The sequence below is a fragment of the Streptomyces sp. CA-179760 genome, from assembly GCF_050937045.1.
Lineage (GTDB): Bacteria > Actinomycetota > Actinomycetes > Streptomycetales > Streptomycetaceae > Streptomyces.
Window position 1 is genome coordinate 2,083,031 of the sequence record NZ_JBNJLZ010000001.1, and the last position, 25,956, is coordinate 2,108,986.

Annotated in this window: 22 protein-coding genes and 1 pseudogene; 15 read left to right on the forward strand and 8 right to left on the reverse strand. The window is 72.1% G+C overall.

Features of this window, described 5'->3' with window-relative positions; translation table 11 throughout:
• Positions 1 to 130 precede the first annotated feature (130 nt).
• The 3 genes from ACQEV8_RS09265 to ACQEV8_RS09275 all read right to left on the reverse strand — a co-directional run bounded on the left by ACQEV8_RS09265 (position 131) and on the right by ACQEV8_RS09275 (position 3,719).
• On the reverse strand, positions 131 to 2,374 hold the full coding sequence (locus tag ACQEV8_RS09265; protein WP_432958906.1) for a molybdopterin oxidoreductase family protein: 2,244 nt from the start codon (positions 2,372 to 2,374) through the stop codon (positions 131 to 133).
• Positions 2,375 to 2,499: 125 nt separating this feature from the next.
• On the reverse strand, positions 2,500 to 3,117 hold the full coding sequence (locus ACQEV8_RS09270) for a TetR family transcriptional regulator (protein WP_432958908.1): 618 nt from the start codon (positions 3,115 to 3,117) through the stop codon (positions 2,500 to 2,502).
• A complete protein-coding gene (locus ACQEV8_RS09275) occupies positions 3,114 to 3,719 on the reverse strand; it encodes a hypothetical protein (protein ID WP_432958910.1) in 606 nt (201 codons plus the stop codon). The genes ACQEV8_RS09270 and ACQEV8_RS09275 overlap by 4 nt, the downstream gene beginning before the upstream one ends.
• Before the next feature lie 155 nt (positions 3,720 to 3,874).
• Here ACQEV8_RS09275 and hmgA point away from each other — a divergent pair, with 155 nt between their 5' ends.
• The 3 genes from hmgA (at position 3,875) to ACQEV8_RS09290 (ending at position 7,209) form a co-directional block, all read left to right on the forward strand.
• Positions 3,875 to 5,191, forward strand: a complete 1,317-nt coding sequence (gene hmgA, locus ACQEV8_RS09280; protein ID WP_432958912.1) for a homogentisate 1,2-dioxygenase — start codon at positions 3,875 to 3,877, stop codon at positions 5,189 to 5,191.
• Positions 5,192 to 5,217: 26 nt separating this feature from the next.
• Entirely contained in the window at positions 5,218 to 5,964 is a 747-nt protein-coding gene (locus tag ACQEV8_RS09285) for a GntR family transcriptional regulator (RefSeq protein WP_432958914.1), read from the forward strand.
• 90 nt (positions 5,965 to 6,054) lie between these two features.
• Positions 6,055 to 7,209, forward strand: coding sequence for a type ISP restriction/modification enzyme (locus ACQEV8_RS09290; protein ID WP_432972564.1), 1,155 nt, complete (start codon positions 6,055 to 6,057; stop codon positions 7,207 to 7,209).
• A gap of 21 nt (positions 7,210 to 7,230) precedes the next feature.
• On the opposite strand, the gene ACQEV8_RS09295 is transcribed toward ACQEV8_RS09290, so the two are convergent.
• The gene (locus tag ACQEV8_RS09295) at positions 7,231 to 7,947 is read right to left on the reverse strand and encodes a TetR/AcrR family transcriptional regulator (RefSeq protein WP_432958915.1); all 717 of its coding nucleotides are present in this window, start codon (positions 7,945 to 7,947) and stop codon (positions 7,231 to 7,233) included.
• 63 nt (positions 7,948 to 8,010) lie between these two features.
• On the opposite strand from ACQEV8_RS09295, the gene ACQEV8_RS09300 reads away from it, so the two are divergent.
• Together ACQEV8_RS09300 and ACQEV8_RS09305 are read left to right on the forward strand one after the other, a co-directional pair.
• Positions 8,011 to 8,967: an ATP-binding cassette domain-containing protein gene (locus ACQEV8_RS09300; protein WP_432958916.1), complete on the forward strand. Its 957-nt coding sequence runs from the start codon at positions 8,011 to 8,013 to the stop codon at positions 8,965 to 8,967.
• Entirely contained in the window at positions 8,964 to 9,746 is a 783-nt protein-coding gene (locus tag ACQEV8_RS09305; protein ID WP_432958918.1) for an ABC transporter permease, read from the forward strand. Before ACQEV8_RS09300 ends, ACQEV8_RS09305 begins: the two co-directional genes overlap by 4 nt.
• Positions 9,747 to 9,885: 139 nt before the next feature.
• On the opposite strand, the gene ACQEV8_RS09310 is transcribed toward ACQEV8_RS09305, so the two are convergent.
• The 3 genes and pseudogenes from ACQEV8_RS09310 to ACQEV8_RS09320 all read right to left on the reverse strand — a co-directional run bounded on the left by ACQEV8_RS09310 (position 9,886) and on the right by ACQEV8_RS09320 (position 11,635).
• Positions 9,886 to 10,152: a hypothetical protein gene (locus ACQEV8_RS09310; RefSeq protein ID WP_184562045.1), complete on the reverse strand. Its 267-nt coding sequence runs from the start codon at positions 10,150 to 10,152 to the stop codon at positions 9,886 to 9,888.
• Positions 10,153 to 10,278: 126 nt separating this feature from the next.
• Positions 10,279 to 11,096, reverse strand: a pseudogene (locus tag ACQEV8_RS09315) (anti-sigma factor).
• A complete protein-coding gene (locus tag ACQEV8_RS09320) occupies positions 11,093 to 11,635 on the reverse strand; it encodes a sigma-70 family RNA polymerase sigma factor (RefSeq protein WP_432958920.1) in 543 nt (180 codons plus the stop codon). The pseudogene ACQEV8_RS09315 and the gene ACQEV8_RS09320 overlap by 4 nt, the downstream one beginning before the upstream one ends.
• A 226-nt stretch (positions 11,636 to 11,861) precedes the next feature.
• Between ACQEV8_RS09320 and ACQEV8_RS09325 the strand changes: the two genes are divergently transcribed.
• The 4 genes from ACQEV8_RS09325 (at position 11,862) to ACQEV8_RS09340 (ending at position 18,504) form a co-directional block, all read left to right on the forward strand.
• Positions 11,862 to 13,394: a DUF4331 domain-containing protein gene (locus ACQEV8_RS09325; RefSeq protein WP_432958922.1), complete on the forward strand. Its 1,533-nt coding sequence runs from the start codon at positions 11,862 to 11,864 to the stop codon at positions 13,392 to 13,394.
• A 122-nt stretch (positions 13,395 to 13,516) separates the two neighbouring features.
• A complete protein-coding gene (locus tag ACQEV8_RS09330) occupies positions 13,517 to 15,139 on the forward strand; it encodes a tetratricopeptide repeat protein (protein ID WP_432958924.1) in 1,623 nt (540 codons plus the stop codon).
• Positions 15,136 to 16,749: a nickel transporter gene (locus tag ACQEV8_RS09335; RefSeq protein ID WP_432958925.1), complete on the forward strand. Its 1,614-nt coding sequence runs from the start codon at positions 15,136 to 15,138 to the stop codon at positions 16,747 to 16,749. Before ACQEV8_RS09330 ends, ACQEV8_RS09335 begins: the two co-directional genes overlap by 4 nt.
• A gap of 114 nt (positions 16,750 to 16,863) precedes the next feature.
• Positions 16,864 to 18,504 carry a serine/threonine-protein kinase gene (locus ACQEV8_RS09340; protein ID WP_432958927.1) on the forward strand — a complete coding sequence of 547 codons (1,641 nt, stop codon included), beginning with the start codon at positions 16,864 to 16,866 and terminating at the stop codon, positions 18,502 to 18,504.
• 4 nt (positions 18,505 to 18,508) lie between these two features.
• On the opposite strand, the gene ACQEV8_RS09345 is transcribed toward ACQEV8_RS09340, so the two are convergent.
• On the reverse strand, positions 18,509 to 19,315 hold the full coding sequence (locus ACQEV8_RS09345) for an SGNH/GDSL hydrolase family protein (RefSeq protein WP_432958929.1): 807 nt from the start codon (positions 19,313 to 19,315) through the stop codon (positions 18,509 to 18,511).
• A gap of 277 nt (positions 19,316 to 19,592) precedes the next feature.
• Between ACQEV8_RS09345 and ACQEV8_RS09350 the strand changes: the two genes are divergently transcribed.
• The 6 genes from ACQEV8_RS09350 to ACQEV8_RS09375 all read left to right on the forward strand — a co-directional run bounded on the left by ACQEV8_RS09350 (position 19,593) and on the right by ACQEV8_RS09375 (position 25,915).
• Positions 19,593 to 20,798, forward strand: coding sequence for a S8 family peptidase (locus tag ACQEV8_RS09350; protein ID WP_432958931.1), 1,206 nt, complete (start codon positions 19,593 to 19,595; stop codon positions 20,796 to 20,798).
• Between the two features lie 492 nt (positions 20,799 to 21,290).
• Positions 21,291 to 22,112, forward strand: a complete 822-nt coding sequence (locus ACQEV8_RS09355) for a glycosyltransferase family 2 protein (RefSeq protein ID WP_432958933.1) — start codon at positions 21,291 to 21,293, stop codon at positions 22,110 to 22,112.
• Complete coding sequence (locus ACQEV8_RS09360) at positions 22,109 to 23,122, forward strand: glycosyltransferase family 2 protein (protein ID WP_432958935.1); 1,014 nt, start codon at positions 22,109 to 22,111, stop codon at positions 23,120 to 23,122. Before ACQEV8_RS09355 ends, ACQEV8_RS09360 begins: the two co-directional genes overlap by 4 nt.
• A complete protein-coding gene (locus ACQEV8_RS09365; RefSeq protein ID WP_432958937.1) occupies positions 23,115 to 23,915 on the forward strand; it encodes a polysaccharide deacetylase family protein in 801 nt (266 codons plus the stop codon). Before ACQEV8_RS09360 ends, ACQEV8_RS09365 begins: the two co-directional genes overlap by 8 nt.
• Positions 23,916 to 24,013: 98 nt before the next feature.
• Positions 24,014 to 25,108 carry a DUF5925 domain-containing protein gene (locus ACQEV8_RS09370; protein WP_432958939.1) on the forward strand — a complete coding sequence of 365 codons (1,095 nt, stop codon included), beginning with the start codon at positions 24,014 to 24,016 and terminating at the stop codon, positions 25,106 to 25,108.
• 33 nt (positions 25,109 to 25,141) lie between these two features.
• Complete coding sequence (locus tag ACQEV8_RS09375; protein ID WP_432958941.1) at positions 25,142 to 25,915, forward strand: DUF72 domain-containing protein; 774 nt, start codon at positions 25,142 to 25,144, stop codon at positions 25,913 to 25,915.
• Positions 25,916 to 25,956: the final 41 nt, after the last annotated feature.

The following is a 25,956-nucleotide window of genomic DNA, read 5'->3' on the forward strand; positions in this document are numbered from 1 at the left end:
GGTACCTAACGTTCGCCCTTGAACATTCCACCAGGGCCGGCGGTTCCCGAGACGTTAGGGCCCGTCAAGCAGCGTTAACAAGACGTTGACGTGCGAGCAATAAGCGCAGAACTGCTGGTCACAGCTTTGCTCAGGTCAGCGGCATGAGCTTTTCGGCCGCCGGGGCGCATTCGACGGGCACTCCGTTGAGAACCGCGTTGCCCGACAGCGGGTCGAGCAGACTGCCGTCGAGGAGCTGGTTGACGTTGACGCCGGGGTCGGTCGAGGCGTGGCGGAGGCGGGTGCCGGGCCGGTCGTGGCCCCAGCCGTGCGGCAGGCTCACCACCCCCCTGCGAACGGCGTCCGTGACCTCGGCGGGCGCGGTCACCTCTCCCCCGGCGCCCTTCACCCGCACCGGCGCCCCGTCCGTCACGCCCAGCCGTGCGGCGTCCTCGGGGTGGATGTGCAGGGTGCAGCGGTTGGAGCCGCCGGTGAGGGCGGGGACGTTGTGCATCCAGCTGTTGTTGGAGCGCAGATGGCGGCGGCCGACCAGGACGAGCCCTTCGGGGCGTTCGGCCAGCGCCGCGCGCAAGCGGGGCAGGTCCTCCGCGATCGGCCCCGGCAGCAGCTCCACCAGGCCGCTGCGGGTCTTCAGTGGCTGCGGGAGCCGGGACTCGAGCGGGCCGAGGTCGATGCCGTGCGGATGCGCGAGCAGCTTCTCCAGGGTGAGCCCGTCCGGTCGTGCGCCGAAGCCGTCGCCGTAGGGGCCGAGGCGCAGCATCATGTCCAGCCGTCGTTCGGAGCCGGTGTCGCCGGTGAGCCGTACGGCGAGTTCGCGGGGTTCGCGGCCGTGTACGGGCGAGTGGGGTTCCGTGACCGCCTTGCCGAGGGTCTGGTCGATGACCATCTGGTCCACGGCGGCGGGGTCGGCTCCGTGCATGCCCGTCGCGGCGAGGATCAGCCGGGCCAGGATCTCGGTCTCCGCCATGCGGCCGGGTTCCAGCGGGATGGCGGGGCGGGTGTAGCGGACCTGGTTGCGTACGGCGAGGGTGTTGAGGGCGAAGTCGTGGTGCGGGCTCTGGGAGGGCGGGGGCGGGGGCAGCACGACGTGGGCGTGGCGTGAGGTCTCGTTGAGGTAGGGGTCGACGCTGACCATGAAGTCGAGCGAGCCGAGCGCCTTGTCGAGCCGGTCGCCGTCGGGCGCGGACAGCACGGGGTTGGCGGCGACGGCGATCAGCGCGCGGACCGGCTCGCCCTCCTCGGTGGCGGTGTCGATCTCCTCCGCGAGCGCCGACAGGGGCAGCTCGCCCTTCGCTTCCGGGTGCCTGCTCACCCGGGAGAGCCAGCGCCCGAGGGCGAAGCCGCGGCCGGGTCCGGCGGGGCGCGGGGTCTTGTCGGTGGCGGCCTGCGGGAAGAGCGCCCCGCCCGGCCGGTCCAGGTTGCCGGTGAGGATGTTCAGGACGTCGACGAGCCAGCTGGCCAGGGTGCCGTGCGGGACGGTGCAGCTGCCGATGCGGCCGTATACGGCGGCGGTGGGGGCGGCGGCGAGTTCGCGGGCGAGGGTGCGGATGAGGCCGGCGTCGACGTCACAGGCCGGGGCGACCGCCTCGGGGGTGAACTCCCGCAGGGCGTCGGCCAGTTCCTCGACGCCCTGGACGTGCGGGGTCGGCTCGACGAGGCCCTCGGCGTAGAGCACCTGCGCCATCGCCGCCAGCAGCAGCGCGTCCGTGCCGGGCCGCACGGCGATGTGCCGGTCGGCGAGCTTGGCGGTCCGGGTGCGCCGCGGGTCGATGACGACGAGGGTGCCGCCACGGGCCTTGAGTGCCTTCAGCTTGCCCGGGAAGTCGGGGGCGGTGCACAGACTGCCGTTGGACTCCAGCGGGTTGGCGCCGATCAGGAGCAGATGGTCGGTGTGGTCGAGGTCGGGCACGGGGATGGCGTTCGCGTCGCCGTAGAGCAGTCCGCTGGAGACGTGCTTGGGCATCTGGTCGACCGTGGAGGCGGTGAAGACGCTGTGCGTGCCGAGTCCGGCGAGCAGCACCGTCGGATAGAGGCCACCGGCGACGGTGTGCACATTGGGGTTGCCGAGGACGACGCCGACGCAGTTCGGGCCGTACCGCTCGACGACCGGCCGGATGCCGGCGGCGACGGCGTCGAAGGCCTCCTCCCAGGTGGCCTCGCGCAGCTCGCCGTCCCTGCGCACCAGCGGGGTGCGCAGCCGGTCGGGGTCGGAGTCGACGGCTCCGAAGGAGGCTCCCTTGGGGCAGATGAACCCCTTGCTGAACACGTCGTCGCGGTCACCTCGGGCGTGGGTGACGCGCGTCCCCTCGATGGTGAGGGTCAGGCCGCAGGTGGCCTCGCACAAGGGACAGATACGCAGGGCGGTGCGGGGCACGGGTCCTCCCGGGGACGGCGGCTACGGCGACGCGCGGACGCGCCCGAGCATACCGACCGGTATGCATGGAGGGGAGGCCCTGACGGCACCGGATCACCGAGGGGGCCCTGACCCCGCCCACCGGGTCAGTCGAGCACCCGGGACAGATACGCCCGCAGCATCTCCCGCATCTCCTCGATGATCTTCGGGTCTCCCTCCGGCGCGACCCGGAACGCCAGATGCACGAGCGTGTCCGCGGTCTCCACGGCGATGAGGAACACCCGGCTCAGCTCCTCGTCGGGCTCACGGCCGAGGTAGCCGGAGAGGAGTTCGGTGAGGCGGTCGGCGACGCGGTGGTTGGGTTCGGTGTGGCGAGAGCCGACCGGGATCTGGTTGCCGAAGTCGACGAGGGAGAAGCCGGGCGCGGTGCGCTTCATCTCCAGGTACTCGTCGAGCACGGCGTCCATGGCCACGCGCCAGTCCCCGCCGCCCGTCTCCCGCAGGCGCTCGGTGACGCGGGCGGAGTACCGCTCGAGGTTGCGCTGGGCCAGCGCGTCCGCCATCTGGCGCTTGTTGCCGAAGAAGCGGTAGACCGAGCCGATGGGGACGCCGGCCCGCTGGGCGACGGCGCGGGTGCTCAGGTCGTCGTAGCCGACCTCGTCGAGGAGGTCGGCGCAGGCGTCGAGGATCCTGGTCAGGCGTTCGGCACTGCGCCGCTGCACGGGCGCACGACGGAGCGATGTCGACTGGGGCACGGGCTTCATGATGCCCTTCCGGCGCGATCGGGTGAACCTCGCCCCCCGATCCGGGACCGGGCGTTGGTCGCGTGCGTCCGCGCTTCCCTCGGGGCGCTCGCACTCGGCTTCGCGCCCGGGCCCGGCTGAGACGCGGTGATGTCGGCCGTGGCCTCCACGGGCCTGCCGTCCACCGCCCAGGCGGTGCCGTCATCGGCGTAGAGGCGGGCCGTGACGTGGTGCGTGCCGCGCGGCACGAGGTGGGCGGCCAGCCGGTACCCGGAGGTACGGAGCCGGGTGACGAGGCGGCCGTCCACGTAGAGGTGCGCGAGTCCTCGCCCGGCCACCGCCGCATCCGCGGCACCCGCCCGCGAGAAACGGAACTTCCGGACGGCCAGCCGGACGTCCCAGCCGCCGGCCGCGTCGGGCTGCACCTCGATGCCCACGTCGGGGGCGTCGCGCCGGGCCACCTGACGGTAGGGCCGCCCCTCCGGGTCCTGGTCCTCCAGGAGCGTGCCCACGGGCGTGGGAGAGGCCCCGCTCTCCCGCTCCTCACCGGAGCCGCACCCCGCGGCTCCGGCCAGCAGGACGCAGACCGCGAGCAGGGCGAGAGGTCTACGTGTCCACGACATATCCGCGAGCGTAGAGCGCGCGTCCGGCCCGGCGGATCGTCCTCAAGTCGGGTTCAGGTCATCCCTCGAGAGGAGGGCGCGTGTCCCCCTTGCGCCGGGGAAAACGCAATCCTACGGTGTTACATAGGAATCAGACCGCAAGGGAGCAGCGATCAATGGGTGCGGACGCGCGGAAGACCGCCGAAGGGCTGACCTATCTCTCCGGCTTCGGCAACGAGCACGGCTCCGAGGCCCTCCCGGGCGCGCTGCCCGAGGGCCGCAACTCGCCCCAGCGGGCCCCGCTCGGGCTGTACGCGGAGCAGCTGAGCGGTACGGCCTTCACCGAGCCGCGCTCCCACAACCGCCGCTCATGGCTGTACCGGATCCGCCCGTCGGCCGCGCACCCGGCGTTCACCCGGACCCACAACGGCTCGGTCCGCACCGCTCCCTTCACCCAGACCGTGCCCGACCCGAACCGGCTGCGCTGGAATCCCCTTCCCGACCCCGGCCCCGAGACCGACTTCCTGGCCGGACTGTGGACGCTGGGCGGCAACGGCGACGCCACTCAGCGCACCGGCGTCGCCGTGCACCTCTACGCCGCCAACGCCTCGATGGAGCGGGTGTTCAGCGACGCCGACGGCGAGCTGCTGATCGTCCCGGAGCGCGGCGGACTGCTGCTGCGCACGGAGTTCGGTCTGCTCCATGTGGAGCCGGGCCATGTCGCGCTCGTCCCTCGTGGGGTCCGCTTCCGCGTGGAGCTGCTGGACGAGTCCGCCCGCGGTTATGTGTGCGAGAACTACGGCGCGCCCTTCCGCCTCCCCGACCTGGGCCCGATCGGCGCGAACGGCCTCGCCAGCCCCCGGGACTTCCGCGCCCCGGTCGCCGCGTACGAGGACGTCGAGGGCCCGGTGGAGGTGGTGAACAAGTTCTGCGGCAACCTCTGGACGGCCACCTACGACCATTCCCCGCTCGATGTCGTCGCCTGGCACGGCAACCATGTGCCGTACGTCTACGACCTCCGCCGTTTCAATGTGCTCGGCACCATCACCTACGACCACCCGGACCCGTCGATCTTCACGGTGCTGACGTCCCCGTCGGACACGCCGGGCCTGGCCGGGGTCGACTTCGTGGTGTTCGCGCCGCGCTGGCTGGTGGGCGAGGACACCTTCCGGCCGCCGTACTTCCACCGGAACGTGATGAGCGAGTACATGGGCCTGATCGAGGGCGCCTACGACGCGAAAGCGGAAGGTTTTGTTCCGGGCGGCGGGTCGCTGCACAACATGATGTCGGCGCACGGCCCGGACCGGGAGACCTTCGACCGGGCGAGCGCCGCCGAGCTGAAGCCGCAGAAGATCGACGACGGACTGGCGTTCATGTTCGAGACCCGCTGGCCGCTGACCCTCACGCCGCACGCTGCCCGGGCGGATCACCTCCAACAACGTTACGACGACGTCTGGCAGGGCTTGGAGCGGCACTTCCGTCCCTTGCACTGAGCACCCCTGACCGGTACGGATGGCCCGTGACCTCCTTCGCCCCGGACTCGATCGTCCTGAACCGCAAGCTGCCGCTCTGGTACCAGGTGTCGCAGTCGCTGCGCGCCTCGATCCTCGGCCGCTCGCCCCGGGACCCGCTGCGCCTACCCACCGAGGAGCAGCTGGCCGGGCACTACGGCGTGAGCGTGCTGACCATGCGGCAGGCGCTGAAGGAGCTGGAGGACGAGGGGCTGATCTCCCGCCACCGCCGGCGGGGCACCTTCATCGAGCCGCACGCGCGCAGGGGTTCCCCGGTCCGGCTGCTCGGCTCGGTGGACGCGATCGTGGCCCAGCAGTCCGGCATGACGACCGAACTGCTCGACCACGGCACGATCCCCGTGCCGGGCGAACTCGCCGAGTTCTTCGGGGAGGTGCGGGAGGTCTCGACGTACCACCGGCTGCGGAGCGACGAGAAGACGGGCGAGCCGACCAATCACGCGCGGAACTACGTCCGTTCCGAACTGGCCGCGCGGATCGACCTGGACGACCTCGTCCGGTGGCCCATGACCAAGGTGCTGCGGGATGTCGTCGGGGTGGACATCAGCCGCATCACGGACACGGTGGAGGCCCGTCTCGCCGACCCGGAGACGGCGAAGCTGCTCCAGGTGCCGCTGCTCAGCCCGATCCTGCACTACACGGGCATCACGTACGACACCGACGGCCGGCCGCTGGACGTGGCCGTCATCCAGTACCGGGGCGACCGGTTCTCCTTCACGGTGACCCTTGACGCGTAGCGGTCGCCCCGCGGGCCGGTGGGGGCCGATCGCGCCCGCGCGGCGGAGCCGCACATGACACAGCCCCGCGCCCCTCGGGGGCGTCGTACGATGCCCTGCGTGACGCACGACGACGCTCCGCCGCTGGCGGACCTCATGCCGTGGTCCGTCGCACCGCCGCGGCTCGGCCGGGGCTGGCCGGCGGCTCCCGACGCGGCTGCCCTGAAGGCCCGCTGGGACGCCTTGGTGAAGGCCGCAGGACCCGACCGCGAGACCCTGTTCGAGCCGACCCGCTCGCGCACGCTGCACACGGCGGTCGGCCAGCTGCCCGGCCGGACGGGCGGCACGGAGAAGCTGTTCCGCGCCTCAGGCCCGTGCCCCGAGCCGGTGCGCGTGCTGCACGCGCCCTTCGACGAACAGTGGCTGATCCCCGACCAGCGGCTGATCGACGCGGCCCGCCCTGAGCTGTGGCGGGTGACGGACGAGCATCAGGTCTTCGTGGTGGAGGCGCCCGAGGCCCTCGCACCTCCCCTCCTCGTCACCTCACTGCTCCCGCTGCTCCGCCCCGGCCGCGTCCGCCCGCTGTTCCGCCGGCCGCGCGGGCGGGAACCCAACCTGGCCCCCGGCCTGCTGGAGCATCTGGGCACCCGCCTGGGCGACGCCCCCGCACCTCTGGACGTGCTGGCCTGGATCACGGCGACGGCGCGCCCGGATCTCACCGTCCCTCTCACCGGTGACGCCGACGAGTGGGCGCGGGGCGTGGAGCTGGGCCACCGCCTGCTGTGGCTGATGCGCCGTGACGGCGAACGCCCGAAGCTCCCCGGCGGCCGCCGCCCCTACGTCCGCGCCCCGCTGCCCTCGCGGCCCCTGACCCTGGACTACGACAGGGACGAGGAGGCCCTGCTGCTGGGCGAGGGCCGCATCTCCCCGGTGCCGCCCCAGGCCTGGGACTTCGAGGTGGGCGGGGTGCGCGTCCTGGAACAGTGGTTCGCGGCGCGCGTCACCGAGGCCGAGCCGGGCACCCTCGCGGCGATCCGCCCCGCGACCTGGTCGCAGACCTGGACGTCGGAACTGCTCGAACTGATCACGGTCCTCACCCTGCTGGCCGAACTGCGCCCCCTCGACGACCTGACGGTCCCCGACCCGATCACGACGGCCGAACTCCGCGAGGCGGGCCTCCTCCCCGTACCGGCGACGGCCCGCCGCCCGGCCTCGGTGCTGGACGGCCCCGAGGAGGGCCCGGAGGGCCAGCTCGCGCTGCTCTAGCGTGGGCCGGGGTCACGGCTCCTACCGCAGATCGGGGTCGTAGGCGTCCAGGACGCGTTCGAGTGCCCGCCGGAACACCGCCTCCAGATCGACCGGCCCGCTCTGCTCCATGAAGGCCGCGGCCAGGCGCGGATACGCGCCGGTGGCCACCTGGCTGCCCAGATAGGCCATCCGCACGGCGTTCTCCTCCTCCTCGGACCACGGCATGGCGCGGGTGCGTTCGGTGGTCGCGATGTCGTTCGCGGTGTACGTCGACACGATGCCGTTGAGCAGCGCGATCAGCTCCGTCTTCGTACCGGCCGGAGCGTCGAGCGGTTCGAGGCAGGCCAGGCAGTGCTCCAGGTAGCGCAGGGTGTTGGGGCTGAAGCCGTGCACCCCCGCCATCAGGCGCGGCACCCAGGTGTGGCGGTACATGATGGCCCGCGTCTCCTCCGCGTTGCGGAGCATGTCGGCGCGCCAGTCGCCCGTGGGTTCGAACATCTCGTGCTCGGCACCGACGGCGTCCACCATCAGCTCGTACAGGTCCTCCTTTCGGGGGACGTAGTTGTACAGCGACATCGTGCCGCAGCCCAACTCCGCGGCGACATGCCGCATCGACACCCCGTCAAGCCCCTCCGCGTCGGCGATCCGCACCGCCGCCGCCGCGATGCCGGCACGGGTGAACGCCGGTTTCGGCCCACGGCCGGTGCGCTCGGGGCGCGCCCAGATCACTTCGGGTACGGCCGCTCGGCCCGCCATCGATCATCACCTCGGCCACCATCCTAGTTACGTACAGCGTACGTAGTGCGCTATGGTCGAGCCATGACTTCTACGTACGCTGTACTTAGTGAGGGTCTCGAGAAGCGGTTCGGGGAGGTCCGTGCCGTGCGCGGGCTGGACCTCGCGGTGGCCGAGGGCACGGTGTGCGGGGTCCTCGGGCCGAACGGGGCGGGCAAGACCACGGCCGTACGGCTGCTGACCACGCTCCAGCGGCCGGACGCGGGTTCCGCGCGGGTCGCCGGGCACGACCTCGTCCGCGAGGCCGCCGCCGTACGAAGCCGGATCGGTGTCACCGGGCAGGACACCTCGATCGACGGGGACCTGACCGGACGCCAGAACCTCCAGCTGTTCGGCCGGCTGCACCGGGTGCGCGGCCCGGCCGGCCGGACCGCGGAACTCCTCGACCGCTTCGGGCTGACGGAGGCCGCCGACCGGCCCGCGTCCACCTACTCGGGCGGCATGCGCCGCCGCCTGGACCTGGCGGCGAGCCTGATCCGCCGCCCCGACGTGCTGTTCCTGGACGAGCCGACGACCGGCCTCGACCCGGCCAGCCGCAACCTCATCTGGGACGTGGTGCGCGATCTGACCGCCGACGGCACGACCGTGCTCCTCACCACCCAGTACCTGGAGGAGGCCGACCGACTCGCCGACGACATCGCCCTGGTGGACCGGGGCCGGGTCGCCCACACCGGGTCGCCCGCGCAGCTCAAGGCGCTCGTCGGGGCGCACGCCGAGGTCGTCGTGACGGACGCGGACGTACTCGTGAGAGCGGCGGGCGTGCTCGACCGGCTGACCGGCGCACAGCCGTCGTTCGACCACGAGCGCAACGCCGTCGGCGCGGTCAGCAAGGACCCGACCCTCACCCTCCCGCTGCTGGTGCGCGCCCTGGACACGGCGGGCGTGCCGCTGCTCGACGTGAGCCTGCGGCCACCGACGCTGGACGACGTGTTCCTGCGCCTGACCGAGACCACCACCGAGGAAAGGGAGGCTGCCGCATGAGCACGCCGGCGTACGACGGGACCGTGATGCTGGGGCGTCAGCTGCTGCGGATGCGGAACAACCCGGGACTGCTGATCCTCACCCAGACGATGCCGATCAGCATGCTGCTGTTCTTCGGCTACGTGTTCGGCAGCGCGCTGGCGATGCCGGGCGAGACGTACCGGTCGTTCCTCGTGCCGGGCCTGCTGGTGGCGACCGCCGCGGGCGGCATCATGACCGGCATGTTCCAGGCGGCCCAGGACACGCACCGGGGCGTGACGGACCGCTTCCGCACGCTGCCGATGAGCCGGACGGCCGTACCGCTCGGACAGGCCGCGGCGGACGTGGTGGTCACGACCGTCGGGACGGTGCCGTTCCTGCTGGTGGGGCTCGCGGTGGGCTGGCGGATCGAAGGCGGCCCGCTCGAAGCGGCGGCGGCCGTCGGGCTGTTGCTGCTGTTCCGCTTCGCGTGCACCTGGGCCGGGATCTACCTCGGCCTGCTCACCCGGAACGAGGAGGCGGCCGGTCAGCTGGGCGGGGCGACCTTCCTGCTGCCGCTGCTGTCCAGTGCGTACATCCCGACGACGGGACTGCCCGGGTGGCTGCGGACGGTCGCCGAGTGGAATCCGATCAGCGCGGTGGCGACGGCCCTGCGGGACCTGTTCGGCAACGCGCCGGTGCCCGGCGAAGCGGCCTGGCCGGTGGCCCACCCCGTCGCGGGGTCGCTGATGTGGTGCGCCGTGCTGCTCGGGATCTTCGTGCCGCTGGCCGTGCGTCAGTACGCGCGCGGGGAGCGGTGAACGGGCGGGGACGAGGCGCCGACAGGGGGGACGTACCGCGCTCGGGAACACACCTGGCGCTGCTGCGTGCCGTGGGGATGACGGACGACGAGTGCGCAGCGTGACGCCGGGGGCGGTGTGACCGCCCGAGCGCGGGCCCCTACCTGCCGCCGAAGAGCGAGCGGCGCAGTCGGCGCAGCGGTGCGAAGAGCGAGACGCGGCGTACGCGCGCTCCCCTGCCACTGCGGTCGTGCGGCTGGCGCGCGGTCAGTTCACGCATCAGCGAGGTCGCCTCGACCGTCTCCCGCTGCGGGACGGCGGGACCGCCCAGCACCGACAGATGGCGGTCGAGGCGCGAACTGGTCGCGCTGCTCCCGCAGGTGATCGCAGGGACCCTCGCCCTGCTGCGCACTGTTATCTGTTCCATGTCACTCCCCACCCGTACGAGTCCACCCGGCCCGGGCAGGTTAACCCTATCGCCCCGCCCGGGCACTCGTGTATCGCGGTCACAGGATTCACCTTCCCCATAAGGGGGTTGACGATGTATCTCCGATTACTCTCCGAATCCAACAGATTTCAGGGCGAGTTGGACGATGGGCTGCGTGGTGGGCTGTGGTGATCCACCGGCGGGCTCGACGGTTACGGCCAGTGACGTCGCGGAGGAGCCGAGACGGGTCGCGACCAGGGGCGTGTCGCCTTTGAGGAGCCCCAGGGAGCGTGGTTGCGCGCCCGGGCGCATGAGCCACAACTGGTGCACTCGGCCGCCCGGCGGGGTGCTGTATCCGCCGAGGGTGACCACCGCGCTCCCCTCCGTCGCGGAAGCGATCACTCCGATGGTTCTCCCCCGCGCGTCCCTGCCGCTGCCGGCACGGGCGTCCGGAGCCGCCAGAACGTGGGCGATCTCACGCGACCGGTCCCGCTCGGCGGTCAGTTCGTCCTGCGTCTGGTTCGCCTGGACGGCGAACAGCGAGGCGACGACGAGGGCCGCGGCGGCGGTGGCCGTGGCGAAGGGCACGAACAGCGGGATCCGGCGTCGCACCCGCTGCCGCGGCGGAGGCTGGGCGCCCCACACGTGCGGCGGCAGCTGCGTCGCACGCGCGCGTGCCGGCTCACGCGCCGCCTCCTTGGGCGCCGGGTCCTGCGGGGTCGTCCGTGCGGCGGCCATGACGCGGTCGCGCATCGCGGCCGGGGCCGGGGCGGCCGCGGACCAGGCGAGCCGGACGGCGTCCTCGGACAGTGCGCGCACCTCGGCGGCGCAGCGGTCGCAGTCCTTCATATGCCTCTCGAAACGGACCCGCTCCGGGGTTCCAGGGCGTCGAGCGCGTAGGGCGCGGCGAGCGAGTGCGGGTCCTCGCGGCGGAAGAGGCTCATGCCACGCCTCCGAGGCACTCGCGCATCCGGGTCAGCCCGTCGCGCATCCGGGTCTTGACGGTGCCCAGCGGCAGCGAGAGCCGCTCGGCCACTTCACGGTAGGTGTAGCCCTCGTAGTAGGCGAGGGTGACGGACTGGCGCTGGAGGTCGGTGAGGCGGTCCAGGCAGCGGCGTACCCACTCACGTTCGAGTCCCGCCTCGACCTCCTCGGTGACCTGGTCGAAGGCCGGGAAGTGGGCGCGCCAGGCCTCACGCTGCTCGCGCTCCCCCGCCGCGCGGGCGCTGCGCACCCGGTCGACGGCACGGCGGTGGGCGAGGGTGAGGATCCAGGACAGCGCGCTCCCCCGGCCCGGGTCGAACCTCGCGGCGGACCGCCACAGTTCCAGCAGCACCTCCTGAGCCACCTCCTCCGACTGGGCCGGATCGCGCACCACACGCCGTACAAGGCCGAACACCGGGCCGGACACGAGTCCGTACAACTCCTCGAAGGCCTGATGGTTCCCACCCGCCACGAGCAGCAGCAGCTCGTCCGCCTCCACCCGTTCCCCCTCTCCGAGGCCGCACCGGGCCTGTCCCCTCACACGAGGTATTCGCAACGCACACACCTCCGGATGGGGTTACGGATCAACTCGTCGAAAACGCGGGTCCCCGGCGATGAAACAACTTTTCACGCGCGCCGTAAGAACGTTTGAGATTCGACCAATCCGCTCTGCCGGCCACTCCGAATGGCGTGTGTCAGGCAAGTTGGCACCGAGGACGGATGGCATGACACCTAGCTTCAGGACCGGCGCGGGGCGCCGGAGCATCGCGACTGTGATCTGTGGTGCGCTGGCATCCGGCGGCCTCGCCGCCGCCGGTGTGACCGCGCTGGCACCTGAGGAGGCCTCCGCCTCCAGTCACCGCGAGGCCCCGCTGATCTCGGGGACCCCTCAGTTCGACAACACCGACGTGTACGCGTTCGTCAGCCCGGACAAGCCGGACACGACGACCATCGTCGCAAACTGGATCCCCATGGAGGAACCGGCGGGCGGGCCCAACTTCTTCACCTTCGCCGAGGACGCCGAGTACGACCTGCGCATCGACAGCAACGGCGACGCACAGGAAGACCTGCTGTTCCGGTACACGTTCAAGACGCACACGAAGAACGACAAGACGTTCCTGTACAACACGGGTCCGGTCGAGAGCCTCGACGACCCCGACCTCAACATCACGCAGACCTACGACCTCGAGCTGATCAAGCTGAAGGACCTCAAGGCGGTGTCGAAGACCAAGGTCGCCGACGACGTGCCGGTGGCGCCTTCGAACGTCGGCAAGGCGTCGATGCCGGACTACAACACCCTGCGCAAGCAGGCGATCCACAAGCTCGCCGGGGGCGCCCAGACGTTCGCCGGGCAGGCCGACGACCCGTTCTTCCTGGACCTGAGGGTCTTCGACCTGCTGTACGGCGGGAACCTCTCCGAGGTCGGCAACGACACGCTCAAGGGCTACAACGTCAACTCGATCGCCCTCCAGGTCCCCAACAGCTTCATCTCCGAGTCGCACGAGCAGCCGATCGTCGGCATCTGGTCGACGACGCAGCGCAAGAACGCCAAGGGCTACTACTCGCAGGTCTCGCGCCTCGGCATGCCGCTGGTGAACGAGGTCGTCAACCCGCTGAAGGACAAGGACAAGTTCAACGCGTCCGCGCCCCGGGACGACGCCCAGTTCCTGGAGAACGTCACCAACCCGGAGCTGCCCAAGCTCATCGAGGCGATCTACAAGATCCCGGCGCCCGACGAGCCGCGCAACGACCTGGTCGACGTGTTCCTCAAGGGCGTCAAGGACCTCAACCAGCCGCCGCACGTGACGCCGTCGGAGCAGCTGCGGCTCAACACGTCCATCAAGCCGGCCGCCAAGCCCAAGCGGCTGGGTGTCCTGGACGGTGACAACGCGGGCTTCCCGAACGGGCGTCGGCTCACCGACGACGTGATCGACGCGTCGCTCCAGGTCGTCGAGGGTGAGCTGCTCGGCGCCAAGAACGACCTCGGCGACGCGGTGAACGAGAACGACAAGAAGTTCGGCAAGTCCTTCCCGTACCTGGCCAACCCCACCGAGGGTTCGCGCGGCCCGCTCGCCAAGGGCGTGGACGGCGGCAACGACGTCCGCAGCCAGCTGGGCGACGCGCTGCAGCCGGCCGGCGCCGAGGGCTCGGACGACATGCGCCTGATCGCCGCGTCCGCCGGGGCCGGCGCGGGCGGCATCGTCCTGATCGGCGCGGCCCTGGTGTGGTGGCGCCGTATGCGGAACCGGGCGTACTGACCCGCTCCGCTCCCCCTGCCGGCGCGGCCCGTTCCCACCCATCCCCCACGGCACGGGCCGCGCCTTCCACCTCCCCGCACCCGCACCTGCACCCGCACCCGCACAGCCGACTGAGGAGACCCATGCCTCCGCGTACGACGGACAGCGCACCGGAGAGGCGCGACGACGACCGCCCACGCCCGGACCACGAGCGGGCCGCGGAGGCCTCGGAGGCAGGGACCGAGCACGCTGTCGACCCGGCCGTCGAGCCGGAGGCGGATGCCGCGGCCGGGCGTGCCGAGGAGGCCGGCGAGGCACAGGCCGATACGGAGGGTGCCCGGCCGGACAGCGACAGCGCACCCGCCGAAGGCCAGAACGTCGACCAGCGCGTCACCACGCTGCGGCGGACCGCTGAGGGCGCCCGGCGCTGGCGGGCGGCTCATCTCGCCGGCTGCGCCGCGCTGCTGGCCGTCGCGCTCACCGGTGGGGCCATCGCCTTCGGGGGCGCGGGAAACGGTCCGGCCGACGGCGGCGTGGCCGCCGTGTCCGCGGCCGGGGCGTTGTCTCCGGGCGCGCTGGCCCGGGGGGATCTCGACGCGGGGATCGTGTCCCTGCAGAAGCACCTCCGGGCCCAGCCGAGGGACTTCGGCAACTGGGCCACCCTCGGCCTCGCCTACGTCGAACAGGCCCGGACGAAGGGCGACCCCTCGCGCTATCCGCAGGCCGAGCGCGCGCTGAAGCGGTCCCTCAAGCTGGAGCCCGGCAACGACCCGGCCCTGGCCGCCCAGGCCGCCCTGGCCGCGGCCCGGCACGACTTCCCCGGCGCTCTGAAGTACGCCGACCGGGCCCTGAGGCAGAACCCCTACAACGAACGTGCCCTGTGCACCCGTATCGACGCCCTCGTCGAACTCGGCCGGTACGACGACGCCGAGAAGGCCGCCGACACCGCCGACGACCGGCGCCCCGGCGTGCCCGTCTTCACGCGGTACGCGTACGTGCGCGAGCTGCGCGGCGACGTCCGCACGGCGCGTGAGGTGCTGGAACGCGCCCTGGACTCCGCCCACTCGCCCGCCGACATCGCGTACGTCGCCACCGCGCTCGGGCAACTCGCCTGGAACCAGGGCGACTACAAGGCGGCCCGCGGCCACTATGCCCGCGCGCTCGCCGCCGACGACTCCTACCTGCCCGCCCTGGAGGGCCGCGCCCGCGCCGAGGCGGCGGACGGTGACCGTGCGGCCGCCGTGAAGGGCCTGGAGCAGGTCGTCGCCCGCTTCCCGCTGCCCGGCCCGCTCGTCGCCCTCGGCGAGCTGTACGAGGACCGCGGCGCCGACGGCGACCGGGCGAAGGCCGGCGACCAGTACGCCCTGGTCGACGCCTGGACGGCGCTGGCCCGCGCCGGCGGTGTCAACGCCGACCTCGACTCGGCCATGGCCGCCGCCGACCACGGCGACAAGAAGGAAGCCCTGCGCTCCGCCCGCGCCGAGTGGGACCGCCGCCACAGCGTGCACACCGCCGACGCGCTCGCCTGGGCCCTGCACGTCAACGGCCGCGACGAGGAGGCCCTGCCGTACGCCCGCCGGGCCACCGCCACCGGCTACCGCAACGCCACTTTCCTGTTCCACCGCGGGATCATCGAACGCGCCACCGGCGACGAGCGGGAGGCCCGCGACCACCTGAAGGCCGCGCTCGACCTGAACCCCGGCTTCTCGCCCCTCGGCGCCCGCGAGGCCCGTACCGCGCTCAAGGACCTGGAGAAGAACCGGTGACCCTGCGCCGACTGTTCGCGTCCGGCGCAGCCGTCCTCACGGCCGCCTGCGCGCTCACTCTGCTGCCCGCCGCCACGGCGAGCGCCCACCCGCTGGGCAACTTCACCGTCAACCGCTACGACGGTCTCGTCGCCGCTCCCGGCGAACTGCGGGTCCAGCACGTCGAGGACCTCGCCGAGATCCCGGCGACCCAGGCGAAGCCGGACATCGAACGGCTGGGCATCGCCCTGTGGGCCCGCGAGCGGTGCGCCACCGCCGCCGAGGACAGCAAGGTGACCGTCGACGGCCGCGGCGCCGCCCTCACCGTCGAGCGCAGCCGGGCGCGGGTGCGTCCCGGGCAGGCAGGGCTCGACACCCTTCGCGTGGAGTGCGAGCTGACCGCTCCCCTCCCGTCGGACAAGGAGAGCGTGTCGCTCGGCTTCCGTGGCGCGGGCGCCTCCTCGGGCCCGGGCTGGCGGGAGGTCACGGCCCGGGGCGACCGCATGACCCTCACCGCGTCCGACGTACCCGAGAAGTCGATATCGGCCGAACTGACCAAGTATCCCGAGGAGTTGCTCTCCTCTCCGGCCGACACCGCGTCCGCCGCCCTGCGGGTGCGTCCCGGCGGGGCGGCGCTGGCCGAGGAGGAGTCGGACGCCCCCGCCGCCTCCGTGCTGCCGCGCGGCGCCGACCGCTGGACGCGTGCCCTGGACGACCTGGTCGCCCGGCACGACCTCACCGCGGGCTTCGCCGCGCTGGCTCTCGGCATCGCCGTCGTCCTCGGCGCGATGCACGCGATCGCCCCGGGCCACGGCAAGACCATCATGGCCGCGACAGCGGCGGCCCGGGGCGGTCAGGCCCGGATGAAGGACGTCCTGCCCATGGCCGCCTCGGTGACGGTCACCCACACCCTGGGCGTGGTCGCCCTGGGCCTGCTGGTCACGGCCGGTTCGGCGGCGGCCCCCTCGGTGATCGCCTGGCTCGGCGTCGCCAGCGGCCTGCTGGTCACGCTGGCGGGCGCGAGCCTGGTCCGCCGCGCGCTGCGCAGCCGCGCGCACACGCATGGACCCGCCCATGGCGGCCACACCCACACACACGACGACAAGAGCCACGCGCACAGCCACGCGCACGACGATCACCACCATCACGACCACAAGCACGACCACGCGCACGACCAGGACCACAAGCACGACCACGACCACCCGCACGACCATGACCACACTCACTCCCACCCGCACACGGTCGTGCACACCCACGGCGGATTCACCCACTCGCACCCCGTCGCCCCCACCCTCCGCGGCACGATCCTCATGGGCTTCGCGGGCGGACTCGTGCCCAGCCCGTCCGCCGTGGTGGTGCTCGTCGGTGCCGCGGCCCTCGGGCAGGCCTGGTTCGGTCTGCTGCTCGTCGTCGCGTACGGCGTCGGGCTGGCACTCACCCTGACGGCCTGCGGGTACGCCGTCGTCAAGGCGGGCAGCGGGATGACCCGGCTTCTGGACCGGCGCCCCCGCTGGACGGCGGGCCCGATGGCGGCCCTGGTACGCCGCACCGCGCCCCTCGGTTCGGCGTTCGCCGTGGTGGTGCTCGGCGCCGGACTGGTGTTCAAGGGGGCGGCATCCGCACTCGGCTGAGTTACGTTCGTGAGAAAACAGGCGTCAGTGGGAAAGCGGACGTCGTGAGGAAATCCGACCTCGTGGGGAAAACAGACCTCGTGGAGATTTCGCCCGGCTGTGAATGGGGGCTCCGTGTCCGAAGAACCGGGCCATGAGCGAGTGATCGCGGGCCGCTACCGGCTCCTGGCGCCGCTCGGCGAGGGCGGCATGGGGACCGTGTGGCGCGCCCGCGACGAGGTGCTGCACCGCGAGGTCGCCGTCAAGGAGGTGCGCGCCCCGGCCGGCATCGCGGCCGACGACGTACAGCGGATGTACGCCCGGCTGGAGCGGGAGGCGTGGGCGGCTGCCCGTGTCGCCAGCGGGAACGTGGTGACCGTGTACGACGTGGCGACGGACGGCGGCCGGCCGTGGATCGTCATGGAGCTGGTCCGCGGGCTCTCGCTGGCGGAGGTGCTGGACGCCGAGGGCCCGATGCCGCCGCAGCGGGCCGCGCACATCGGCGCCGAGGTGCTGGCCGCGCTGCGGGTCGCGCACGAGGCCGGGGTGCTGCACCGGGACGTGAAGCCGGCCAACGTGCTGATCTCGAACGACGGCCGGATCGTGCTCACCGACTTCGGGATCGCCATGGTCGAGGGCAGCTCCGCGCTGACCATGACCGGGGAGGTCATCGGCTCGCCGGAGTTCCTCGCCCCGGAGCGGGCGCTCGGCCGTACGCCGGGTCCGGAGTCCGACCTGTGGTCGCTCGGGGTGCTGCTGTACGCGGCGGTCGAGGGCCACTCCCCCTTCCGTCACGACACGCCGCTGAGCACGCTGCGCGCGATCGTCGACGAGGAGCTGCCGCCGCCGTACCGGGCCGGTCCGCTCGCCCCGGTCATCGAGGGACTGCTGCGCAAGGATCCCGAGCAGCGGCTGCCGCCCGAGCGGGCCGAACAGGACCTGCGGGTCATCGCCGCGGGCGGCGCTCCGAGCGCGGACACCACCCGGGCGGTCCCGTTCCCGCCGCCGGCCGCGGCCCGCCCCGAGCCCGCCGCCACGCCCCCGATGCCCTTCCCGGGGCAGCCGATGTCCTCCGGCTCGGGTGCGACGGCGACGGCCGCCCGTCAGGATCGCGACCGCCGGACCGGCCGGGTGCTGGTAGCGGGCGTGGCCGCCCTGGCCCTCGCGGTGGGCGGGCTGACGTACGCGCTGCTGAACGGCGGGGGCGGTGACGGCTCCGGGGACAGCGACCAGGGGGCCGGGGCGAGTACGCCGGCCGAGACCGGCCCGAAGGAGAACACCGGGGCCGGGAAGTCGAGCCCCTCCCCGACGCCGAGTGAGAGCGAGAGCGAGAAGAGCAGTCCGCCGGCGCAGTCGGTGCGGGTGGCTCTGGAGGGCAGGCGCACGGACTACTCGGGTCCGTGCCCGCCGCCGAACGCCGAGGCGCCGCAGTTCACGGCGACGTTCACGGTGGGCCGGCTGCCGGCCGAGGTGCGCTACCGCTGGGTGACGCAGGACGGCTCCGAGCTGGACGGGGGCTGGAAGACGCTGTCGTTCCCGGACGGGGGCGGGCGTACGAAACAGGACGCGGTGACCGTGACGACGGACGCGGAGAGCGGGGCGTTCGAGAACGAGATCAGCGTCGAGGTGCGGGAGCCGGTGCGGACGACGTCCGAGGGGGTGCCGTTCTCGGTGACCTGCGAGACGGAGACCCCGACGGACGGGGCCTCCCCTTCTCCTTCAGGCACGGACGCGGACCCGGGTTCGGACTCGGACTCCGACTCCGACTCCGGGTGACCGGTCAGTCGTTGGCGTTGAGCACCGGCAGATAGCCACCCGACTGGCCGGGGGCCTTCGGGTGGTAGGACTCGCCGATGTTGAGCCAGCTGACGCTGTGCAGCCAGGAGTCGCCGGAGCAGATCTCGTGGCCGGTGAAGGTGGTGCGTACGTCGCCGAAGGTGAAGCCGTGGTCGGCGGCGCGCTTGGCGACGGCGGTGTTGAGGTAGTCGGAGGCGTCGTTGATGGCCTTGCGCTTGGTCTCGGAGAGGCCGAGACAGGTCGTGCCGAGCTTGTAGAAGCGGGGGTATCCGAGGACGACGACGCGTGCGCCCGGTGCCTTGGAGCGGACCGCCGAGTACACGCCGTCGAGCTTGCCGGGCAGCGTGGAGTCGACGTACGCGCGGGCGGTGTTGATGCGGGAGACGCAGGAGCTGTCGGACTGGGTCACACAGGTCGTCATGACGTCGGCGAATCCGGCGTCGTTGCCGCCGACGCTGAGCGAGACGAGGGCGGTGGCACTGCTGAGCGGGCCGAGCTGACCGGACAGAACATCACCCGTTCGGGCGCCCGAGCAGGCCGTGAAGTCGAAGGTGGAGGGTGAGTGGGCGGCCGCCCAGAGGTAGGGGAAGGCCTTGGTGCTGCGCTTGCAGTCGCCGCTGGAGCTGATGTAGCTGCCGGCGCCCACTCCGGAGGAGTAGGAGTCACCGAGCGCCACATAGCCGCCAGTTGCTGCGAGTGAGGACGCCTGCGCCGTCGCGGCCCCGGTGAGGGCGGTGCCGACGGCGAGGAGGAGCGAGCTCACGAGGACGACAAGTCGGGAACGTCTCATGGAACCTCCCTTTAGCAGGATCTCTGCCTTAACCGTCGTAGCAGCTACGCGTGTTGACAGGAAGTGTCCATGCCAAGTCTGTTGCTTTATTTCGTGCTCATGACAGATTTGTTGACCAGTGCTCAACTCTCTTGTTCTACGCCGGTAGATGGTCGACGCTTTACTCCGGCAGCGAGCGGAACGCGACGCTCCTGGCCGTGTGCGCGAGCCCGCGCACCACCCCCACATGACGCGCGTCCCACCCAGGCGCGCGCCGCCTAGAGGAGGACTCCCTCGTATGGCACAACTGCGTAGCAAGAGACTCGGAACCGCCGCTATCACCTTGTCGGCGACCGCCGCCCTCGTGGGCGGGTTCACCGCCCTGCCCGCCCAGGCCGCTCCCGCCGAGGGCCGGGTGCTCGCGGCGGACTCCCCGACCGCGATCAAGGACAGCTACATCGTCACGCTCAAGAAGAGCGCGGGGCTCAAGGCGTCCTCGGCCGCGGGCAAGGGCCTGGTGACGGAGTACGGCGGCACGGTCGAGCGGACCTTCGGCAAGGCGCTGAACGGCTACTCCGCGGCCCTCTCCGCCACGGAGGCCAAGCGGCTCGCCGCCGACCCGGCCGTGGCCGCGGTCGAGCAGAACCAGCGCGTCCAGGCCGACGCCACCCAGACCAGCGCTCCCTGGGGTCTGGACCGTATCGACCAGACCTCGCTCCCGCTCTCCGGCACCTACACCTACCCGGACAGCGCGGGCAGCGGCGTGACGGTCTATGTGATCGACACCGGTGTGCGCGTCACCCACCAGCAGATCAGCGGCCGTGCCGCGCACGGTTACGACGCCGTCGACGGCGACAACAACGCCTCCGACGGCAACGGCCACGGCACCCATGTGGCCACCACGATCGCGGGCACGACCTACGGTGTCGCCAAGAAGGCGAAGATCGTGGGCGTGCGGGTGCTGAACAACAGCGGCTCCGGCACCACGGCCGGTGTGATCGCGGGCATCGACTGGGTGACACGGAACCACTCCGGCCCCTCGGTCGCCAACATGTCGCTCGGCGGCGGCGCCTCGGCCTCGCTGGACACGGCGGTCCGCAACTCCATAGCCGCCGGCGTCACCTACGCCGTCGCCGCGGGCAACAGCAGCACCACCGCCTCCTCGTCCTCCCCTGCCAGGGTCGCCGAGGCCATCACGGTCGGCGCCACGACCAACACCGACGCCAAGGCGAGCTACTCCAACTACGGCTCGGTCCTGGACATCTTCGCGCCCGGCTCGTCCATCACGGCCGGCTGGCACACCAGCGACACCGCGACCAACACCATCTCCGGCACCTCGATGGCGACCCCGCACGTCGCGGGCGCGGCGGCGGTCTACCTGGCGGGCCACACCTCCTCCACCCCGGCCCAGGTCGCCTCGGCCCTGGTCACCGGCGCCACCACCGGCAAGGTCACCAGCGCGGGTACGGGCTCGCCGAACCGGCTGCTGAAGCTCGTGCAGTAACCGGCAGGGACACCAGCACAGACACCGGCACCTGAAGAACCGTTCCCCGCAGGCTCGGCCGAGTCTGCGGGGAACGACTGTTTCCGCGACCGGAACTTTTCAACTTACGACTCACAAAAGACATCACGTAACGACCAAACCAACAAAAACGTGAGTGGCCGTTCCAGGTCTTGCCATACGGGTTCAATCGTCAATACCGTCATACATCTCACCCGCATCGGTCCGTCAGTACGCGGCTCTAGGGGAGGGCTCAAGGACCGCGACGTACCGGCGCGGGGCGCGGTAGGGGGGTGCCGTGCTCGGTGACCGCTTTTGGTGGCCGGGCCGTGCCGCGCGGTCGGCTGCCGTTTTCGCGGCCGGCCAGATTTGCCAGCTCACCCGGCGTGCCCGAAGCTCCATCTCGGCGTGCCACGGGTGAGAACCCCCTTTCGAACCGGACTGGATCCGGACTGCCCTGGGGGGGCGGTCCACCGGACGAGAGGGCCCAGACTCATGAGCTCAGTTCTGCAGCCGGCCGCCGCGGAGCAGCATCCGCCGACCGTCTCCAAGTACCGACCCGTCTCCTCTCACCTGGCCATCGCGCCGCCGGTGAGCGTGGTCATCCCGGCCATGAACGAGGCGGAGAACCTTCCGTACGTCTTCAAGACCCTGCCCGACTGGATACACGAAGTGGTCCTGGTCGACGGGAACTCCACCGACGACACCGTCCAGGTGGCCCGCGAGCTGTGGCCCGAGGTCAAGGTCGTCGAGCAGCGCGGCAAGGGCAAGGGCGACGCCCTGATCACCGGGTTCCAGGCCTGCACCGGCGACATCATCGTGATGGTCGACGCGGACGGCTCGGCCGACGGGGGCGAGATCCTGTCGTACGTCTCCGCCCTGGTCTCCGGCGCGGACTTCGCCAAGGGCTCCCGCTTCGCCAACGGCGGCGGCACCGACGACATGACCTTCATCCGCAAGCTCGGCAACTGGGCGCTGTGCACGGCCGTCAACCGCAAGTTCGGCGCCCGCTACACCGACCTGTGCTACGGGTACAACGCGTTCTGGCGGCACTGCCTCGACAAGATCGACCTCGACTGCACCGGCTTCGAGGTCGAGACCCTGATGAACATCCGCGTCGTCAAGGCCGGGCTCAAGGTGCAGGAGATCCCGAGCCACGAGTACCTGCGCATCCACGGCGTGAGCAATCTGCGGGCCGTGCGGGACGGGCTGCGCGTGCTGCGGGTGATCCTCCAGGAGCGCTCCAACCGCCGTGCGCTGCGCCGCCGTTCGCCTCAGTCGCCGATGGTGGACGCCATGCGGGGAGAGGTGTCTTGAGCGGTCCGGGCATCTCCGTCGTGATCTGCGCGTACACCGAGGACCGCTGGGAGGACATCCTCGCGGCGGTCGCCTCGGTGCGGGCGCAGTCACGGCCGGCCCTGGAGACGCTGCTGGTCGTCGACCACAACGACGCGCTCCGGGAGCGGCTGGCCAAGGAGTACAAGGAGCCCTCCGAGGGCGCTGTGGTGCGGGTGCTCGCCAACGCGGGCCCCCGTGGCCTGTCCGCGGGCCGCAACACCGGGATCGCGGCGGCGCGCGGTGAGATCGTCGCCTTCCTCGACGACGACGCCGTGGCCGAGCGCGACTGGCTGCGGCACTTCGCCGGGGCGTACACCGACCCGCGGGTGATGGCGGTCGGCGGGCGTACGGTGCCGGTCTGGGCGTCGGGGCGGCGGCCGGACTGGTTCCCGGAGGAGTTCGACTGGGTGGTGGGCTGCACCTACCGGGGTCTGCCCCGCGGCCGGGTCCGGGTGCGCAACGTCCTCGGCGGCAACGCCTCGTTCCGCCGCAGCGCCTTCGGCACGGCAGGCGGCTTCGCCACCGGCATCGGCAGGGACGGCGACAAACGCCCGCTGGGCTGCGAGGAGACGGAACTGTGCATCCGTCTCAGCCGCGCCCGGCCCGACGCGGTGCTGCTGATCGACGACCGGGCGGTGATCCATCACCGGGTGCCGGAGGTCCGCGAGCACTTCCGCTACTTCCGTACGCGCGCCTACGCCGAGGGCCTGTCCAAGGCTCTGGTGGCCCGGAGTGTCGGCGCCGGGAAGGGGCTCGAGTCGGAGCGCCGGTACGCCACCCGGGTACTGCCGGCCGGGGTGGCCCGGGGCCTGCGGGACGCCCTGCTGGCCCGGCCGGGCGGTGTGGGGCGGGCGGGCGCGATCGTCGCCGGGGTGCTCACGGCGGCGGGCGGGTACGTGGTGGGGAGCGTGCGGGCCCGCCGGGGCGGGGCGACGTTCTCGGTGCCCGAGGTGCCAGTGCCCGAGGTGGAGGTGACGGCCCGTGAGTGACGTACGCGTACCGATCCTCATGTACCACGCGGTCGCGACCGATCCGAACGACGCGACCCGCGCCCTGTCCGTGGCCCCGGAGGCGTTCGCCGAGCAGATGGCGGTGCTCGCGGACCGGGGGCTGCGGCCCGTCACCACGGCCGAACTGGCGGCGTGCTGGCGCTCCGGCCGCCCGCTGCCCGAACGGCCGGTCCTCATCACCTTCGACGACGGCTACGAGGGCGTGCACCGGCACGCGCTGCCCGTGCTCGCCAAGCACGGCTTCCCGGCCACGCTGTTCGTCTCGACCGGATGGCTGAAGGGGCCGTACGACACCGGCGGCGGCCTGGACACCATGCTGGACTGGGACCAGGTCCGCGAGCTCGCCGCGGCGGGCGTCGAGATCGGCGGGCACAGCCACAGCCACCCCCAGCTCGACCAGGTCTCCGATGCCACGCTGCGGTTCGAGCTGATCCACTGCAAAGAGATCGTCGCGGACCAACTGGGCACCGTGCCGGCCTCGTTCGCCTACCCCTACGGCTACTCCAGCCGCCGGGTCCGGCGGGCGGTGCGCGAGACGGGGTATGCCCAGGCACTCGCTGTGGGCAACGGCCTCGCGCGCCGCACACAGGGACCGTACGCCCTGCGGCGCGTGACGGTGCGCCGCGGCACGGACATCGACGAGTTCGAGCGGGTGATCGAGGGCCGTGCGATCGCCCGTACGTTCGCCGGGGACCGAGCCCTGACCAAGGGGTACGCCCTGGTCCGCAGGACCCGGCAGGCCCGTCGGCTGGTGTCCCGCTCAGGGGTCTGACCTGCGCGGGCTTCGGGGCCTGACCCGCGCGGGGGGAACCTGCCGCGTGCACCGGGAAACCGGGTGCACGCGGCGCCCCGGTGCCGGATCATGGCGGCATGTCTGGAAACCCGCACGAGGCGCTGCCGATCCGGCTCAACGTCGACGACTCCGACTCCCCGTCCGATGTCGTCGACGCGCTGTTCCTCGGCCGCTTCGCGACGGGTGAGCAGCCGTACTCCCACGCGGCGAACATCGACCGCGTCCGGTCCGGGGCGACGCTGATGCCGTCCGGCGCCCGTGTGCTGCGCATCGCCCGGGACGACGACCGCAGCGCCACGCTGGCGGAGGGCGACGGCTGGACGCTGCTGGTCTCCCGCTGGAACCGGGGCGCCGACGTCACGGTCACGGCGACCAGCGCGGAGCTGGCGCAGAAGGTCCTCGACCAGGCCACGGACGGCGCGGCGGACGAACCCGAACCGCAGCCGGAGAACGTCACGATGGGCTTCTGGTACGTCTCCCCGCGCCGCGGCCCGCACCGCACGACCCGCCAGATCGCGGCGGGCACCTGGGACGAGGTGCGGCCCAACTACACCGCGCCGGTGGCGGACGCCATGGACCGCCTGATGAAGACCACCCCGGAGGACATCGCGGGCCGGCTGCTCCTGCTGCACGGCCCGCCCGGCACCGGCAAGACGTCCGCGCTGCGCACCCTGGCCCGGTCCTGGCGGGACTGGTGCCAGGTGGACTGTGTCCTGGACCCCGAGCGGCTCTTCTCCGACGTCGGCTATCTCATGGACATCGCGATCGGCGAGGAGGACGCGACGGGCAAGGGCCGCTGGCGGCTGCTCCTGCTGGAGGACTGCGACGAGCTGATCCGCGGCGAGGCCAAGCACACGGCGGGCCAGGCACTGTCGAGGCTGCTGAACCTGACGGACGGACTGCTCGGCCAGGGCCGCAACGTCCTGGTCGGTGTCACGACCAACGAGGACCTGGAACGCCTGCACCCCGCCGTCGTCCGCCCCGGCCGTTGCCTCGCCCGGATCGAGGTGGGCCCGCTGACCCGCTCGGAGGCGGTGGGCTGGCTGGGCCACGAGGACGGCGTCGGCCGCGAGGGCGCGACCCTGGCCGAGCTGTACGCGCTGCGCCGGGGCACGTCCCCGACGGCCCTGCCGGAGCCGCGTGGGGACGCCGACGCGGGGCTCTATCTGTAGGACGTCTCCACCAGCCGGTGTTTTGATGGGGTTATGACCCTGTTCGTCGGCACGTCCGGATGGCAGTACAAGGACTGGCGGGACGTCCTGTACCCGTCCGGACTGCCGATGCGGCTCTGGCTGGAGGAGTACGCCGGGCACTTCGCGACCGTCGAGATCAACAACGCGTTCTACCGGCTGCCGGCGCGGGAGACCTTCGAGGACTGGCGGGGCCGGGTGCCCGGGGACTTCGTGGTCGCGGTCAAGGCGAGCCGCTATCTGACCCACATCAAGCGGCTCAAGGACCCCGAGGAGCCGGTGCACCGCCTGATGAGCCACGCGGCGGGTCTGGGGAGCCGCCTCGGTCCGGTCCTCCTCCAGCTCCCGCCCGACCTGCGCGCCGACCCGGGCCTGCTGGACGCCTGCCTCGCCTCCTTCCCCGCCTCGACCCGGGTCGCGGTCGAGCCCCGCCACGACTCCTGGTGGACACCGGAGGTCCGCGCGGTCCTCCGGTCCCGTGGCGCGGCCCTCTGCTGGACCGACGTCCTGGCCCGCCCCGCGACGCCGCTGTGGCGCACCACCGACTGGGGCTACGTCCGCTTCCACCAGGGCCGCGCCCACCCCTGGCCCCGCTACGGACGGCGCTCCCTCGCCACCTGGCTCGACCGCATCGCCACGACCTGGCCGAGTGGCGAGGACGTCTACGCGTACTTCAACAACGACCCGGGCGGAGCGGCGGTGGAGGACGCGAGAACGTTCGCCCGGGTGGGGAGATCGGCGGGCCTGGAGATCACACGGACGCCCGGGCGTCTGGCGCGGGCCGGCTGAACCGGACCTTCCTCGGGCGACGCCCTCAAGGGGCGCGGGGA

What these genes read in the sequence shown, in the direction of transcription:
- ACQEV8_RS09305 (WP_432958918.1), top strand. Translation starts at nt 8,964, where the DNA reads ATGAGCACGCCGGCGTACGACGGGACCGTGATGCTGGGGCGTCAGCTG.
- ACQEV8_RS09310 (WP_184562045.1), bottom strand. Translation starts at nt 10,152, where the DNA reads ATGGAACAGATAACAGTGCGCAGCAGGGCGAGGGTCCCTGCGATCACC.
- ACQEV8_RS09325 (WP_432958922.1), top strand. Translation starts at nt 11,862, where the DNA reads ATGACACCTAGCTTCAGGACCGGCGCGGGGCGCCGGAGCATCGCGACT.
- ACQEV8_RS09345 (WP_432958929.1), bottom strand. Translation starts at nt 19,315, where the DNA reads ATGAGACGTTCCCGACTTGTCGTCCTCGTGAGCTCGCTCCTCCTCGCC.
- ACQEV8_RS09355 (WP_432958933.1), top strand. Translation starts at nt 21,291, where the DNA reads ATGAGCTCAGTTCTGCAGCCGGCCGCCGCGGAGCAGCATCCGCCGACC.
- ACQEV8_RS09300 (WP_432958916.1), top strand. Translation starts at nt 8,011, where the DNA reads ATGACTTCTACGTACGCTGTACTTAGTGAGGGTCTCGAGAAGCGGTTC.
- ACQEV8_RS09275 (WP_432958910.1), bottom strand. Translation starts at nt 3,719, where the DNA reads ATGTCGTGGACACGTAGACCTCTCGCCCTGCTCGCGGTCTGCGTCCTG.
- ACQEV8_RS09330 (WP_432958924.1), top strand. Translation starts at nt 13,517, where the DNA reads ATGCCTCCGCGTACGACGGACAGCGCACCGGAGAGGCGCGACGACGAC.
- ACQEV8_RS09290 (WP_432972564.1), top strand. Translation starts at nt 6,055, where the DNA reads ATGCCCTGCGTGACGCACGACGACGCTCCGCCGCTGGCGGACCTCATG.
- ACQEV8_RS09270 (WP_432958908.1), bottom strand. Translation starts at nt 3,117, where the DNA reads ATGAAGCCCGTGCCCCAGTCGACATCGCTCCGTCGTGCGCCCGTGCAG.
- hmgA (WP_432958912.1), top strand. Translation starts at nt 3,875, where the DNA reads ATGGGTGCGGACGCGCGGAAGACCGCCGAAGGGCTGACCTATCTCTCC.
- ACQEV8_RS09350 (WP_432958931.1), top strand. Translation starts at nt 19,593, where the DNA reads ATGGCACAACTGCGTAGCAAGAGACTCGGAACCGCCGCTATCACCTTG.
- ACQEV8_RS09295 (WP_432958915.1), bottom strand. Translation starts at nt 7,947, where the DNA reads ATGGCGGGCCGAGCGGCCGTACCCGAAGTGATCTGGGCGCGCCCCGAG.
- ACQEV8_RS09370 (WP_432958939.1), top strand. Translation starts at nt 24,014, where the DNA reads ATGTCTGGAAACCCGCACGAGGCGCTGCCGATCCGGCTCAACGTCGAC.
- ACQEV8_RS09375 (WP_432958941.1), top strand. Translation starts at nt 25,142, where the DNA reads ATGACCCTGTTCGTCGGCACGTCCGGATGGCAGTACAAGGACTGGCGG.